This window comes from Collinsella sp. AF19-1LB, assembly GCF_003459655.1.
Lineage (GTDB): Bacteria > Actinomycetota > Coriobacteriia > Coriobacteriales > Coriobacteriaceae > Collinsella.
Genome location: NZ_QRWO01000007.1, coordinates 21,879 through 36,768, shown reverse-complemented (window position 1 = coordinate 36,768; position 14,890 = coordinate 21,879). Strand labels below are relative to the sequence as shown.

Below are 14,890 nucleotides of genomic sequence, written 5' to 3'. Positions count from 1 at the left end.
ACGCCGGGCATCCGTCGCATGACGTTGAGCCCGTAGCCTTTTATTTTACTCTTGAATGTCAAAGATGCTCTCTGACAAATCAAGATGAAGGAGCACTTTGGTGCCCTTGCCCGGCGCCGATTCGACACGCGTATAGGAGTGCGGCCCATAAAAGCGATGGATGCGCTCCGAAATATTGTGCATGGCCACACCGGCGCCGCCACCCTGGGGAGAGCTGGCGTCGGGACGGGCAGAGCGCTCGTCAAACAGTCTGGCGGCGGTACCCTCATCCATGCCCACGCCATTATCGGCCACGGCAATCAAGATTGCATCCTCGCCGTCTTGGTGAACGGTCACGTCGATCCTCAGGGCGTCGTCATCGCCCATACCATGACGTACGGCGTTCTCGACAATCGGCTGGATCACGAACGCCGGCACCAGCGTATCTTCCACGTCCTCGGACACATCGAACGTCGCAAGCACGCGGTCCTCGCCAAAGCGGGCCTTCTCAAAGGTAAGGTAGCGCTTGGTCTGTGCGACCTCGCGCGAGACCGGAATAAGCGATCCCGAGTTGTCGAGTGTAGCACGATAGAACGATGAGAACTCACGAAGCAGTTCGCGGGCCCGCAGCGGGTCGGTGCGCGTAAACGATGCAATGGTGTTCAGCGTGTTGAACAGGAAGTGCGGGTTAATCTGCGCCTGCAGCGCACGCACCTCGGCGCGCGCCGTGAGTTCCTTTTGCACCTCGAGCTCGTGGATGGCGAGCTGCGTGGACAAGATCTCGGCAAAGCCCGAGGCAAGCGCATACTGGGTACGGTCGACGGCGCGCGGGGTCTTGTAGTAGAACTTGAGCGTGCCGACGGTACGATCGCCCACCTTGATGGGGGCGATAATGCCGGCGGGAACTTGGTTGTGCGAGCCGTCCGAGCCCACGACATCCACCATACGGTTGAACGACTGCACGATGCCATGTTCGATAACGTAGCGTGTGGCAAGCGTGTGGATGGGAGTATCGGGCAGCAGTTTTTCCTCAAACTCGCCCGCGCAGGCAAGCACGTTGTCCTCGTCGGTGATGGCCACCGTCATGGCGCGCGTCTCGGGCAAAATGCGCCGGCACACCAAACGCGCCGACTCCTGCGTCAGACCGCCCTTAATGTCCTCGAGCATGGCCGAGGCCACCGAGAGCGTCTCCTCGGTGTACTGGGAGCGCACCGAATCGGGATTGAGCGTCAAAAAGATAAAGATGCACAGAAAGATGCACAGCAGCGCGCAGGCAATCACCGTGGCGATCGGCTCGATACCGGTCACCAAGGCAAAAATAAAGTACACCAGCACGCAAATGGCGCATGCAACGGCAATGATGCGAAAGATTGATATTGAACTATCGCGCTGGGCGCGGCGGTCGATCATTCGGCCCCCTCCAGGATACTGATCAGTTGTGCGTCACGCCAAAGCCCGTCCATGATCTTGGGCCAAAAGCTCTGGAAACGCAGGTAGCTTGCAGCGTTTTGGCGCGCATAGGCCTTTGCCTCGCCGATACCATGGCGCCAAATGCGCAGGTAGCCCTCATGCTCGCGGGTAAACACGCTGCGGACCATAGCGGTCTTGTGCACGCGGTCGTCGAGCTCGCGCGAAATCCACGGGCCCGGGTAGGGCATGAGTGATGCCGCCGTAACGGGAATGAGCTCCTTTTGATGCGCGGCGAACGTCAACTTGGCCCGTTCGTAGTACCAACGGTATACATCCTGCATAAAGCGCGGTGAGCGCTTTTCGGACTCCGGAGGCAGATGGCGCACGGTCCACTCGTTATCGAACCACACGTCGTAGCCAAACATACGCATGTTAAAGAGGTAATCCAAGTCCTCGCCGCGGGTGATAAACGGGTCAAAGGCCACACGCGTAAAGGCGCGGGCGTGCAGGGCCATCAGGCCGCCGCACACGTAGTTGGAGCGCGAGATGCGGGTGCCCGAGAGCGCCTTTTTCATCCAACGGTTGAACTCGATGCGCTTGGTCCACCAACGATGGCAGATGCCCGCCTTGTCCGTGGGAGCAAGCGGCGATCCGTCGCGATCGTAGAAATAGCCGCTCTTGACCAAGATCGGCAAGCCCTGACGCGTCTGCTGCCCCAACGCATAGGTCGCGCGCTTCATAAAGTCGGCGTCGATGACAGTCTCATCGTCATCCAAAAAGATAACCGCGTCATGCCCCAGCACAGCGGCACAGGCTAGCCCCATGTTGCGGATGGCACCGTAGCCTCGCAGGCTCACGCACTCGCCCGAACCCTTGGGCGCGATCTGAGCAACCCGGTCTGCGATGCGCGAGGCCTGGGTGTTGGTGACAACGGTGACCTTGAGCGTGGGATGCGCGTCGACAATCTCGTGCACGCGCAGCGACACATCGGCTGTGGCAGAAACAGGACAGACCACCAAAAGGATGATGCGCGGGATGTCGCACACCTGCTCAAGCGAGGCCAGGCAGCGGTCGAGTTCGGGATTGTCGGCGTTGAGTCGCGTCGAATGGTCATAGGTGCCAGGGGCGTTTGCGCAAGCGTCATCGCCCGCCCAATACGTTGGAATCACGACCGTGGCGTTCATGCCTTACCCTCCCTGCAACACAAAAACGGGACGCCGCCAAACACAGGCGACGCCCCGCGACCTAGCTGATTCCATCATACCCACTTGGGCAAATCATTGCTCGCAAGTCGCAATGTTTATTGCGGATAACCCCAAAAGAGTACCGTGGACAGGCACAATAGCCGCTCGCTCCTATGCGGCATGCTCTGCCGCCCGAGTCATGCGGGACAGGCGGACCAGTAGCATAAAGCCAACGACCAGCAGCACGCCAATGGAAAGGACGCCCAGCGACGGGTTGCCGGTCAGCGAGGTGACGACCGACACCAGGAAGGTGCCCATAACGCTTGCATAACGACCAAAGATGTCAAAGAAGCCGTAGTACTCGTTGGACTTTTCCTTGGGGATAATGCGGCCAAAGTAGCTACGGCTGAGCGCCTGCACACCGCCCTGGAACAGGCCGACCATAATGGCAAGCACCCAGAATTCAAAGGCGGTCTTTAGGAAGAACGCGGCGAACAGCACAATCCCCATGTAGGCGGCGACCGCCACCAGGATCATGTTGAGCGTGCCCACGCGTCCGGCGAGCTTGCCGTAGATGATGGCGGACGGAAAGGCCACGAACTGCGTAACGAGCAGCGCCAGCACCAGCTGCGTCGAATCGATGCCCAAGGCCGATCCGTAACTGGTGGCCATGGAAATGACCGTGTGCACACCGTCGATATAGAAGAAGAACGCGATCATGTAGACCAGCACGGTCTTATTGTGGGCAATCTCGCGCATGGTGTGTCCGACCTCGGAGAACACACCGCCCACGATGTGGCCGATGGTGTCCTCGGGACCGCGCTCGCGACCGTACTTTTGCTTATAGGTGCGAATGAGCGGCAGGGTAAAGATGAGCCACCAGGCACCAGTGATGATAAACGACAGACGCGTTGCCAGCATGGTGGGGATGCCAAGAGCGGGGCCACCCATGATGAGCGCCAGGCAGATGACGAACGGCACGGTGGAACCGATGTAGCCCCAGGCATAACCCGAGCTGGACACGGCGTCCATGCGCTCGTCGGTGGTAATGTCAGGCAGCATGGCGTCGTAGAACGTCATAGAAGAGTTAAGGCCGATGGTGCACAGCACGTACACGGTCAAAAATGCCATGGCGGACATTGGGATAGCCTGCGCCAGGCAAAGCACCAGGCCCGTGAGGAAGAAGCCCAAGAAGAACTTGATCTTGTTGCCGGCGTAGTCGGCAAGTGCGCCCAGAATGGGCATGAGCATGGCGATGACCAGCGAGGCGATCGTCTGCGCATTGCCCCAAGCGACCACCAGGTCGGCCGAGGAAGCGCCGGTATTGATGGCGTTAAAGTAAATGGGCACCACCGAGGTATTGAGCAGCACGAGGGCCGAATTGCCCACATCGTACATAACCCAGTTACGCTCGAGCTTGGTGTATTTCATGGACAGGGACCCTTCGTATTTGCCCGATATGCAGTTAGTTCATCGTACCCCAATTGTCCAGAAGCACCGGTAAGGATTCGGCAAAGGGGCACGCATGAGCCCTATTCCTCGCGGTCGAACTCCTCATCGGCATTGAGCACGCGACCGCTGTAATTGACATGGTTGGTCACGGCTTCCATATCGCCGGTCTCGATAAAGCGGGCAACCGTGCACTCGTAATCGAGCAGCGCGCGGTCAAAGACCTCGGGGAAGCTCTCGGTCGAGACTTCATCGGTAAAGGGGTTCTTCCATGCCAAGTGGCCCAGGTTGCCGGTACGCTCGGTCAGCTCGGTCGTCACGCGGTGCGCAAGGCCGTCGAGCAGCGAGTAGTCGTGCACCAAGCCCTCAACCAGCGAGATCGCGCGCGTCTTTGCGGAGCCGGCCGGCTCAATCGCGCGGTAAAGTCGCTGCATATTGGCAACGGCAGCACCGTACTCCCCCGCCGGAATGTCAATGCCGTACACGCGTCCGGCAACATAGCTCATCAGCACGCCGGCCACGCGATTGATGCGATCGGTGGTGACGATCTCGCCCGCCGGCGGGTAATCGTCGACCGTAGCGCCATCGCGTTTAAGCTGCAGCATCAGTACATCCAGGTCGCTCTCGATCACGGCATGGACCTGACTGCTCGAATCCTCAAGCTCTGAATCGGACTCCACGATGCCAAACTGCTGCTCATAGACAAAGGGGTGAGCGTTGCGGTCGAGCACGTAATGAGACAGCAGGCCCAGCGCAAAGGCACGACCCAAGCTGGCATCGCGCGGCAGCAGATGCGACACGCCGTCGCGCAGGCACGCGAACTGGCGAGACATGCGCGACCGATGCATGACCTGCGCCAGCAGCGTGCAGTCGGAAACACGCGGTGTCAGAATGTGAAAGAAAAACGGGTCGGGGCCTTGGTTGCCCAAGATAAAGGCAATGCGCTCTTCATCGGACGTGATGACGCACTGCGGAAGACGGTCGATGCTTTCCTCGCCAAACAGATGATGGGTGATAAGCGCGGGCATAATGATCCTTTCGATTTCATTCGATGCCACCCATTATGCCCACCGCGCGCCCATGCCAAACCTGCGATGGTAAACGACAGCACGCAAGCCTCTTACGCAAGCCCCAGGTGCGACTTGACCTCGGCGGCACGACGACGGGACACCGGTACCGTCGAGTTCACGCGGTCGAGCCTGAGCTCCATCAACCCCGTGGAGCCAATCTCAACATTGTGCACGTCTTCCAAATTGACCAGGTAGCTGCGATGAACGCGAATAAAGCCCTCGGAGTCCAAGCGACGCTCGAGCGAAGAGATCGACTCATTGATCAGGTACGTTCCCTCGGCGCAGATGGCGTTGCAAAAATCGGCGCGCGCCTCAAAGTAGCAAACGTCTGCGGCGGGAATGAACACCTTTTTGCCCCCGCGGTCCACCGTCAGACGCAAAGGCTGGCGCGGAGCGTGGATAACACGACGGACGCCCAAGGCCGCCTCGATCTTGTCGAGTGCCTTTGACAGGCGTGCGTCCTCAACCGGCTTGACGACATAATCGACGGCATCGAGGTTATAGGCATCAGCCGCATACTCGGCAAATGCCGTCACAAACACCACGACCGGCGGCGTCTTTAGGTTCTGCAGCGTCTCGGCAAGCTCAATTCCCGAGCGACCGGGCATGGTAATGTCTAAAAACAACACGTCGGGCCTGTTCGACAGAATCGACTCCACGGCTTCGGTGACATTGCCCGCCTCGGCAATATGACCCACACGCGTATCCTTTTCCAATAGATAGCGTAGCTCAGCCCTAATTGGGGGCTCGTCATCAACCACCAAGATGTTCCAGCCTTCGGACATATGTGCTTCCCCTCTTTTTCTCTCAATCCAACCGCGTGCTACGCCGTCAACGGCGCGGGCTCATGCGGCTCGCCGTTCAGCTCGACGATGACCTGCGTTCCCACGCCCTCTTGGGACTTCACGCGCATGCCGGAATCTTCTCCGTAAAAGAAATGGATGCGCTGAAGCACGTTGAAGAGCGCCAGGCCGCAACCTCGCTTGACGGAGCCGTCGGCGGTAATGCTCTCGGGCTCCTCTCGGCGATGTTGCTCAAACAGATGCGCGCAGACCTCTTCGCTCATACCGATGCCGTCGTCCTCGACGATGATCTCCAAACCGTCATCGGTCTCGAAAGCCCTAACATGAATAGAAAGCGGCTCGGTCTCGCGCTGCGCGTGCTTGATGCAGTTTTCGAGCAACGGCTGCAAGATAAACGGCGGCACCATGCAATCGCGCACCTCAAAGTCGATATCGACCGAGACGCGCAGACGGCCGTCGCCATAACGAGCCTGCATAAGATTGATATAGCGAGTGCCCTGTTCCACCTCGTGCTCGAGCGTTGTGAGGGTATCGGAATCAGAAAGCGTCTGACGGTAGTAATTGGAAAAGTCGATGAGCAGCGACCTGGCCTTGTCCGGCTCGGTACGTACGAGCGACACAATGGTGCTGATGGTGTTAAACAGAAAATGAGGATCGACCTGCGATTGCAAGGCGCGCAGCTCCACGCGGGCCGTAAGCTCGTCCTGGCGCTCGAGCTCAAAGCTCGCAAGCTGCGTGGAAATGAGGTCGGCAAAGCCCGAGGCAAGCGCCGTCTGGCGCATATCGATGCTGCTCAGACGGGGATAATACAGCTCGAGCGTGCCCACGCAATGCCCGCGCACGGTAAGCGGCGCGACAATACCGGCGCGCAGGCGCGGAAAGTAGCCACCTGTCTCGGTCGAGGCATCGCGCGAGAAAACGCTTTGCTCACCGCTGTTGATCACATTGAGCGTGGTCCGCAGCACCACCGGGGTGCCCGCGGGGCATTTTGCCGAGTCCTCGCCCCAGCTTGCCAACACCTGCTTGCCGTCGGTAAAGCAGATGGCAGAGGCGATGGTTTCGGACAGGATGATCTTAGAGGCGCCCAGGGCAGCTTCGGGCGTAAGGCCGCGCGACGTGTAGGCGAATATTTTCGACGCGATGGCGAGCGTGCGGTCGGTAGCGCTCGATGTGAGGTCGTCGGGAACGACAAAGACGTACGAGAAGAAGAAGCACAGCATGACCAAGCCGGCAATGACGACAACGGCCGGAACAGGATTGGGATTATCGGTTAGATCCCAGATGAGCAGCAGGATAAGCAGCGGAACGACAATACCGAGCAAGATGGCTTGAACCACATGCTGAGCGGTACGAAAGACCTTGGTAGAGTTGTAGCTCTTGCCCAGAATCAGCCTATTGAGATCCACCGTCATCTCCTTCTTACTGACGCACCCCATAGCAATAAAGAGGGCCGCAAGCGACCCTCTCCATTGCATTATGCAATCAAATACTGTGTTTTACATCAAGCCATCGATGAACGGTAGCTTAGGCGCTGTACTTGTTTGCCTCGCCGAAGGTGCCGGCCTCGACAATCCAGCCGTCCTTCATGATGACGTCCATGTTGTCGGTGTTGAGCACGTGAATGTCAGCGGCGACGTCACCGTTGACGACCAGCAGGTCGGCGCACTTGCCGGCCTCGATGGAACCGGTCTCGTCCTCGATGTGGCACATCTTGGCACCGTTGAGGGTGGCGCAGGTGATGGTCTCGACCGGGGTGAAGCCGATCTTGTCGACAAACTCGTACATCTCCTCGATGGAGCAGGTGCCGTACGGGGTGACGAAGGAGAAGGAGTCGGAGCCGATCGTCATGACGACGCCGCGCCTCTTGGCCTCGCGCAGGCAGTCGTAGTTGCGCTGCAGCTCCTTCTCGACCAGGGTGCCCTCGTACTTGTCGTGCAGCTCGGGGACGTAGACGGGCGGATAGGTGGCGTACCAGGTGGGCAGGAAGGCGATCGTCGGAGTGAAGAAGGTGCCCTGCTCGGCCATGAGGTCCATGGTGCGCTCATCGATATCGAAGCCGTGAATCAGCTGCTCGCAGCCAAAGCGAACGGAATCGTAGGCAGCGGCGTGGTTGTTGTAGCAGTGGCTCCACACGGGGATGCCGACCATCTTTGCCTCTTCGACCACGGCCTGGATCTCCTCGGAGCAGTAGTGCTGGTCGCGACCGGAGTCCCAGCGCCAGATGCCGCCACCGGTAGCCCAGATCTTGATGGCATCGGGGTTCTCGCGCAGGCGACGACGGACGGCCTTGCGCAGATCCCAAGGACCGTCGACCTGATCGCCCCAGGGGTGCGATTCCTTGTTGAGCTCCTGGCTGCAGTGGTGGGAGTCGCCGTGGCCGGCAACGCGGCAGAAGCCAAGGCCGGTGGCCAGAACGCGCGGGCCCTTGAAGACGCCCTTGTCGATGCAGTCACGGATCTGGATACCAAAGCGGCCGATCTCGCAGACGGTGGTGAGGCCGTGGGTGAGGCAGTCGTAGGCCTGCTTGACGGCGACGGCCTGCTTCTCGAGGAGCGGCTGCATGACCCAGTCGGTGTCATCGTCGGTCAAGTTGCCCGAGAAGTGCAGGTGGGTGTCGATCAGGCCGGGAAGGACGGTCTTGCCGGCGGCATCGATAACCTCAACGCCCTCAGGAAGGTCCTGCATAGTGCCGGCGTACTCGATCTTGCCGTTGTCGTCGACGAGAACGAGGGAGTTCTCGACCGGCTCGGCACCGGTACCGTCGATGAGCTTGCCGCCAACGATTGCATACTTAGTGGACATGGTTCCTCCTTATGGATCCATATAGTGGGCGAGGCCGTGTTGGGTTAAGGCCTCACAAAGCTACCCAAGTGGTGCCGGGTTCGGTGCGCGGGAGAGAGGATTCCGCGCACCCGATCCGCCCCGGCCAGGCGTTACTTTTTGCGGGAATTGGTGAAAGCCATGAGGGCCAGGCCAACAGCCAACCAGCCGATCACGATGCTCCACTCCACCATGTTGAGGGAGGCGGGAGAGAACGGGATCACGAGCAGGCCAATGATGGTGCCGCAGGCAACGATAGCGAGGCTGATGCCAAACTTGCCGCCGGGCACCTCGTAGGGACGAGGCAGGTCGGGCTCGGTGAAGCGCATGCGCAGGCAAGCGAGGGCGACCATGCCGCAGGAGAAGATGAAGGCGAGAGCCGACACGTTGGTCAGAGGGATGAGCATGTTCTTGCCCAGGAACGGACCGACGACGGTGATGACGCCCAGAACGACGCAGGCGAGCTTGGGAGCGCCGGACTTGGGATCGACCTCGGCGAACTTCTCGGGCAGCTGGCCCTTTCGGCCCATGGCGAGCATGATGCGGCTCGTGGCGCCGTAGAAGGAGTTCATCGGGCCCATGGGTCCAAGCGTGGCGATGACGAGCATGGCCAGGTACAGGAGCATGTTGATGCCCTTGAGGCAGGCAAGCGCGGGAACCGGGCTCTTAACAAACTCATGCCAGTCGAGGATGGTGCCGAACGAGTAGATGCAGACCATGTAGAAGCCGCCTGCGGCCAGCAGGGCCAGGGAGATGATCTTGCCGAACTTGTTCCAGTTGAGGCCCTCGGCCGCTTCCTCAGCCTGCTGAGGAATGGTGTCGAAACCGGCGTAGAAGAACGGGGTCAGAACCAGGACCGAAACGATGCCTGCGAACAGGCTGGTGCCCTCGGTAGCAGGCTTGCCGCCGCCAGCACCGGTGACCTGGGAGAACACGGGCATGGCGTTGTCCGGCGAGCCGGTGAACAGCGAGACGCCCATGGCGAGCAGCATGCCGCAGAGCAGGGCCTTGGTCAGGAAGGCTTGCAGCTTGGCGGCCGAGCTGGCACCGCGGAAGTTGAGGAAGATGACGTAGGTCGCAAAGCCGAGCGCGATTAGCGTCGGGAACAGGTAAACGTCGGCGCCCAGGATGGTGTAGAGCTTGACGGCGCGCAGCCACTCAAGGCCGGGCAGGCTGCCGAACATCTCGGACACGAGGGTCGAGATGGCGATGGCCTCCCACGGGCACAGGATGCCGTTGCCCAGGGCCAGGAGCCAGCCGGTGATGTAGCTCATCGTACGGCCAAAGCTACGATCGACATACTCGACGATGCCGCCCGAGATGGGGATAGCAGCCGTGAGCTCACCGAAAACAGCTCCGACGGGCACGAGGAAGATTGCACCCAAGAGGAATGCGATCATAGCGGGAACGGGACCGCCGCCCACGACCATCCAGTCGCCGACCTGCAGAACCCAACCGGTACCGATGATGGCACCGAAACCGATGGTGAAGAAGTTCCAGAGCGAAAGCGTTTTCTTCATGCCGCCGTTGTCCTCGACTGCAACTTCTGCGTTCTTGTCCGCCATTGTTCCCCTCCTTTCCTTTTTGACGCCCCCTGGCGTCACCCCTTGCGCGGTCCGTTTTGCCGCGCGCTTTTATTCCATGGCTTTAAGATACGGCCTTGGCGCAGCAGCGCCGCTCGCAGCTCGACCGAAGGCAGAACTGCAAAACGAGCGGCACCGTTTTTGGGACGAACGGCGGGAGACGTCATTCGTCCTGGACGCTTTCATCTTGTCTGCTTTTGAATACCTGTTGCCGTGACGCTTGGCGCGCGGCGCGGCAACGTTCATACCATTTGTCAGGCTTTTGGCGCACATACCCATGTGTCGTGCATCTTTTTATGTAGGATAGACAAGTTACACACGAGGCAAGGTGATTCGAATGGCATACGGATACAATGACGGCGACCAACGGCCACAAAGCGTGCGCCTTGCCGGCCGCACCACGCCAACGCCCAGAAGCACCTCCGACAACGGCAACCAGCAGCGCCCCCAAGAGCAGCCCGGGGCTTCTTCTCGGCAACAAAGCCGTACCGCGCAGCAGTCAGACCGCGTGAGCACGAGCACACGCCAACGCCAGACCGACACATCGCAGCCGCGCCGCTACGATTGCCGTACGACCGACCACTACGTTAAGCGCTCCTTTTCGCCACCTCAACGCAATCGCGGCAATTCCGCCCCTCGCCCCGCGTCGCACACCACAAGCCACGCACTTCCAGCCCGCCGTCTACGCCTTGCGCTTTGCTCCATTGCCGCCTGCCTCGTCTTTGTGTTTTTGGGATCCTGTATCTCGCACGGATCAGCCGGTCTTGAGCCCACTGCCGAGGACAAGCTGCTTAAAGCTCCCGTCGCGCCCGGTTACTCCTTTGCGTTCTCGACCCCACGCTCGCAATGGCAGGCCGGCACCATGCCCCACATCTACCAAATTGACCCCGCATGGTCGGAGCTGCCCTATGCCGGTGGCACTATTCGCGAAAACGCTTGCGGCCCCACTTGCCTCACCATGGTCTATATCTTTAAGACCGGCCACACCGATAAGACGCCGGTCGATATATGCGCACTGGCCGAAGCCGGCAACTACGCCCCCACTGGTGCCACCGAGTGGTCGTTTATGACAGGCGGTGCGTGGCAGCTGGGGCTCAACGGAACACAGCTCTATAACAATCGCGAATCGATTACCCAAGCACTTCGCTCGGGTGCGCCCGTCATCGCCGCAGTGCGCCCCGGCACGTTTACCAACGTAGGCCACTATATCGTGCTCTACGGCATCGACGATGCCAACCAGATTGGCGTCTACGACCCCAACTCGGCCAGCCGCAGCGCCCGCCGCTGGGGCGTGGTGGAGGTCCTCAACGAAATCGAAGCCATGTGGGCCTACTACTAGTCATTGGGGACAGACTTAAATGAGTGGTCATTGGGGACGCTCTTGTTTGACTAGTCATTTAAGAACGTCCCTAATGACTAGCTGAATAGCAAAAGCCCCGCAGTCGGAGCGGACTGCGGGGCTCATGAAGAGAGGCTAGTTTGTAGGCGCTTTGCCTGGCGCCCACGAGAGAGGCAACAGAGTAGAGACTACTCGTGGATGCGGGTACCGGAGAGGCCGGCCATGGTCTCGGCAGCCTTGTCCAGAGCGCCGATGATGCAGGTGCGGCCCTTGCGGGAACGGGCGAACTTGATGGCAGCGCGGACCTTGGGCTCCATGGAACCCTTGCCAAACTGACCCTCGTCGGCCAGGCGCTCGGCCTCGTCGGCGGTGAGGTCCTCGAGCTCCTCCTGGTTGGGCTTGCCAAAGTTAATGGCGACATGCTCAACGGCGGTCAGCAGGAACAGAACGTCGGCGTCGCAGTCCTCGGCCAGCAGCTCGCCGCCCAGGTCCTTGTCGATGACGGCGGGAACGCCCTTGTAGCAGCCCTTGTTCTCGTAGTCGCGGACGACGGGGATGCCGCCGCCACCGCAGGCGATGACGATGAACTCGTTGTCGAGCAGGTTGAGGATGGAGTCAGCCTCGACGATCTTCTTGGGATCGGGGGAAGCGACGACGCGACGCCAGCCGCGGCCGGAATCCTCGACGAAGACCTTGGAGGGATCCTCGGCCATGAACTCCTTGGCCTGCTCCTCGGTGTAGAAGGGGCCGATCGGCTTGGTCGGGTTCTTGAACGCGGGATCATCCGGATCGCACTCGATCTGGGTGACGACGGTGGCGGCGTGCCAACGCTTATAGCGCTTGTGCATCTCGCGGCCGATGCCCTGCTGCAGGTGATAACCAATGTAGCCCTGGGACATGGCGCCGCACTCGGGCAGCGGCATCTCGGGGGTACCGATGGCATCGTGGGCAGCGGCGAAGGCGTTCTGGATCATGCCGACCTGCGGGCCGTTGCCGTGGGTGATGATGATCTCGTTACCCTGTTCGATAAGACCAAGGAGAGCGTGGGCGGTGTTGCTCACGGCCTCGATCTGCTCGACGGGGTTGTTGCCGAGGGCGTTGCCGCCAAGGGCGACGACAATACGATCGGGCTTGCCAAGAGGCTTAGACATTGCTGGAATCCTTTCTGTAAAAGGCCTACAACCCATTAATAACCCGCGTCCGTGCGTTACGCGAGTTTATTAAGGTTTATATTCTCTTTATCGCTCATTTTATTCATTTTGAAAATAGCGGAACGGTGAACGGTCGTTTTTATCCGCTCAGCGTAAAGAACCCCAGCTCACGCATATCTACGCCATTTACGTGCAACTTTATTTAAATGCAGCGAGGATTATGTCGGATTATGCAAACTACATCTCTGCTAAACACAAAACGGACAGCGCAATATCTTACTCGCACTATACGAGATTCTATGCACTTATAAGTTGAGTATGCACCCCTGCAAAAACATGGGGCTTTTCATCCAACATAAGGGATAGCCGATCGCGCTTCACCCCGCGGCAAGCGACTGCGAGTTCGCAGTATGGAACTTTACCGTCGGCTTCTGCATGAACGCTACCGACGCCCTTTCGCTCCTGCGCGCCCAAGCAGCCGAGAACGCTAACGGCGCCACTGTCAACCTGGCCACCCTCAACAACGGCGCCGCCAGCCTTTTCGCAAAGTACCGTGCTGGCTCGCTGGCTTTGAGGCCTAAGTGAGCTTTGCTATTTGCCAATTTTTGTATGATTTGGGTCAAATCTATTTGTCAATTTTTGTATGATTAGGGGCAAATCTATTTGCCAATTTTTGTCAATGAGGTGTTTTAATGCTACGCCGCAAAGTCACTGATAGGCTTTTGAGCTGGAAGAATAACTCCCATAAGGCCCTGCTTGTTACCGGTGCGCGTCAGATTGGCAAGAGCTATGCGATTCGCGCGTTTGGAAAGAGCAACTACGCTTCGTATTATGAGGTCAATCTGCTACTTGATGCCGAGGCAAGAGACGTACTTGTTGGCGCTAAGAACTCCATTGACTTCATCAACCGTGTGGCCCTTCTTGCGGATGCACCGCTTGTTGAGGGAGATACGCTTATCTTTGTCGATGAGATTCAGGAGTATCCGCAGATCGTTACACTTATGAAGGCGCTGGTCGAGGACGGACGCTTTAGCTATGTCTTCTCGGGGTCTATGCTTGGGACTGAGTTTAAGGGGATCTCTTCTTTCCCGGTGGGGTATGTCGAGCACATTGTTATGCGGCCAATGGATTTTGAAGAGTTTTGTTGGGCAAACAGCATCAGCGAGAATGTGCTTGCAGACATCCGCAGCTGCCTTGTCGAGAGGCGTCCCGTCGAAAATTTTATTCATGAGGCGATGCTCAAAAACTTTAGAGCTTATATCGTTTGCGGCGGCATGCCGGAGGTCGTTCAGAACTATATCGATTCGGGCTATTCGCTCGTGAGAACGCGTGAGCTTCAAATTCAGCTAGTCGATCAGTACAAAAGCGATATCTCTAAATATGCATCGACTCGAGCGTTTAACGTTCGCTCCATTTTCGAGCAAATTCCCGTTCAGCTTGAGGCGGAGTCCCATCGCTTTATCGTCTCGTCTCTAGGCGAGGGAGCTCGTCTTCAAAAATACGAGCAGGATTTCCTATGGCTGGTGAACGCAGGCGTTGGATTGATGGTCCCCCAGGTGACGGAGGCACGAAGTCCTCTCAAGAGGACGGAGAAAACGACGGCCTTTAAACTATACGAGTCCGATACAGGTATGCTCGCATCGCGGTATCCCGGCAGCACGGCACGCGCCGTCTACCTTGACATGAAAACCCCCAACCTCGGCGGCCTCTATGAGAACGTGGTCGCACAGGAACTCGTTGCCCTCGGAGCAGATACGTGGTACCACCAAACGCGTGAGGTCGGTGAAGTCGACTTTGTAATCGAAGGTGCCCGCGGGCATGTTGTCCCAATCGAAGTCAAATCGGGCAAGAAAGTTCGAGCACATGCAGCCCTCGACCGTTTGATGAGTGTGGGCGAGTACAAAATTCCCGAGGCCGTTGTGCTGAGCCACGAAAACCTTTGTAAAGAGGGCAAGATCCTTTACGTTCCAATCTATATGACATTCTGTCTCGATGAGTTTATGGAAAAGGACGACCCCAACAACGATTTCTCGTTTGCACCCATATCCCTCTAGGCCATCTGGGTCCGCAACCAAATCCCCCTCTATGCCCAAAGCCGCGAA

At 58.8% G+C, this 14,890-nt stretch carries 12 protein-coding genes; 3 read left to right on the top strand and 9 right to left on the bottom strand.

Annotated features, from left to right (window positions below; genetic code table 11):
- Positions 1-45: 45 nt before the first annotated feature.
- The 8 genes from DWX39_RS03125 to DWX39_RS03090 all read right to left on the bottom strand — a co-directional run bounded on the left by DWX39_RS03125 (position 46) and on the right by DWX39_RS03090 (position 10,280).
- A complete protein-coding gene (locus DWX39_RS03125; protein WP_006235157.1) occupies positions 46-1,389 on the bottom strand; it encodes a histidine kinase in 1,344 nt (447 codons plus the stop codon).
- Complete coding sequence (locus tag DWX39_RS03120; protein ID WP_117758477.1) at positions 1,386-2,573, bottom strand: glycosyltransferase; 1,188 nt, start codon at positions 2,571-2,573, stop codon at positions 1,386-1,388. Before DWX39_RS03120 ends, DWX39_RS03125 begins: the two co-directional genes overlap by 4 nt.
- 171 nt (positions 2,574-2,744) lie before the next feature.
- Positions 2,745-4,004, bottom strand: a complete 1,260-nt coding sequence (locus DWX39_RS03115) for an MFS transporter (RefSeq protein ID WP_055252086.1) — start codon at positions 4,002-4,004, stop codon at positions 2,745-2,747.
- A 101-nt stretch (positions 4,005-4,105) separates the two neighbouring features.
- Positions 4,106-5,050, bottom strand: coding sequence for a zinc dependent phospholipase C family protein (locus DWX39_RS03110; RefSeq protein ID WP_117758476.1), 945 nt, complete (start codon positions 5,048-5,050; stop codon positions 4,106-4,108).
- 92 nt (positions 5,051-5,142) lie between these two features.
- Positions 5,143-5,877: a LytTR family DNA-binding domain-containing protein gene (locus DWX39_RS03105; protein ID WP_117758475.1), complete on the bottom strand. Its 735-nt coding sequence runs from the start codon at positions 5,875-5,877 to the stop codon at positions 5,143-5,145.
- Positions 5,878-5,915: 38 nt separating this feature from the next.
- Entirely contained in the window at positions 5,916-7,307 is a 1,392-nt protein-coding gene (locus tag DWX39_RS03100) for a sensor histidine kinase (RefSeq protein WP_226790488.1), read from the bottom strand.
- Positions 7,308-7,419: 112 nt separating this feature from the next.
- The gene (locus tag DWX39_RS03095; RefSeq protein ID WP_055252079.1) at positions 7,420-8,697 is read right to left on the bottom strand and encodes an amidohydrolase family protein; all 1,278 of its coding nucleotides are present in this window, start codon (positions 8,695-8,697) and stop codon (positions 7,420-7,422) included.
- A 131-nt stretch (positions 8,698-8,828) separates the two neighbouring features.
- Positions 8,829-10,280, bottom strand: coding sequence for an APC family permease (locus DWX39_RS03090; RefSeq protein ID WP_117735418.1), 1,452 nt, complete (start codon positions 10,278-10,280; stop codon positions 8,829-8,831).
- Positions 10,281-10,635: 355 nt separating this feature from the next.
- Here DWX39_RS03090 and DWX39_RS11205 point away from each other — a divergent pair, with 355 nt between their 5' ends.
- The gene (locus tag DWX39_RS11205; protein ID WP_233508843.1) at positions 10,636-11,637 is read left to right on the top strand and encodes a C39 family peptidase; all 1,002 of its coding nucleotides are present in this window, start codon (positions 10,636-10,638) and stop codon (positions 11,635-11,637) included.
- A gap of 188 nt (positions 11,638-11,825) precedes the next feature.
- On the opposite strand, the gene arcC is transcribed toward DWX39_RS11205, so the two are convergent.
- A complete protein-coding gene (gene arcC, locus DWX39_RS03080; RefSeq protein WP_006235166.1) occupies positions 11,826-12,788 on the bottom strand; it encodes a carbamate kinase in 963 nt (320 codons plus the stop codon).
- 435 nt (positions 12,789-13,223) lie between these two features.
- On the opposite strand from arcC, the gene DWX39_RS10970 reads away from it, so the two are divergent.
- Both DWX39_RS10970 and DWX39_RS03075 read left to right on the top strand, forming a co-directional pair.
- Positions 13,224-13,373 carry a hypothetical protein gene (locus tag DWX39_RS10970; RefSeq protein WP_158549138.1) on the top strand — a complete coding sequence of 50 codons (150 nt, stop codon included), beginning with the start codon at positions 13,224-13,226 and terminating at the stop codon, positions 13,371-13,373.
- Positions 13,374-13,480: 107 nt separating this feature from the next.
- Positions 13,481-14,842, top strand: a complete 1,362-nt coding sequence (locus DWX39_RS03075; RefSeq protein WP_117638139.1) for an ATP-binding protein — start codon at positions 13,481-13,483, stop codon at positions 14,840-14,842.
- Positions 14,843-14,890 lie beyond the last annotated feature (48 nt).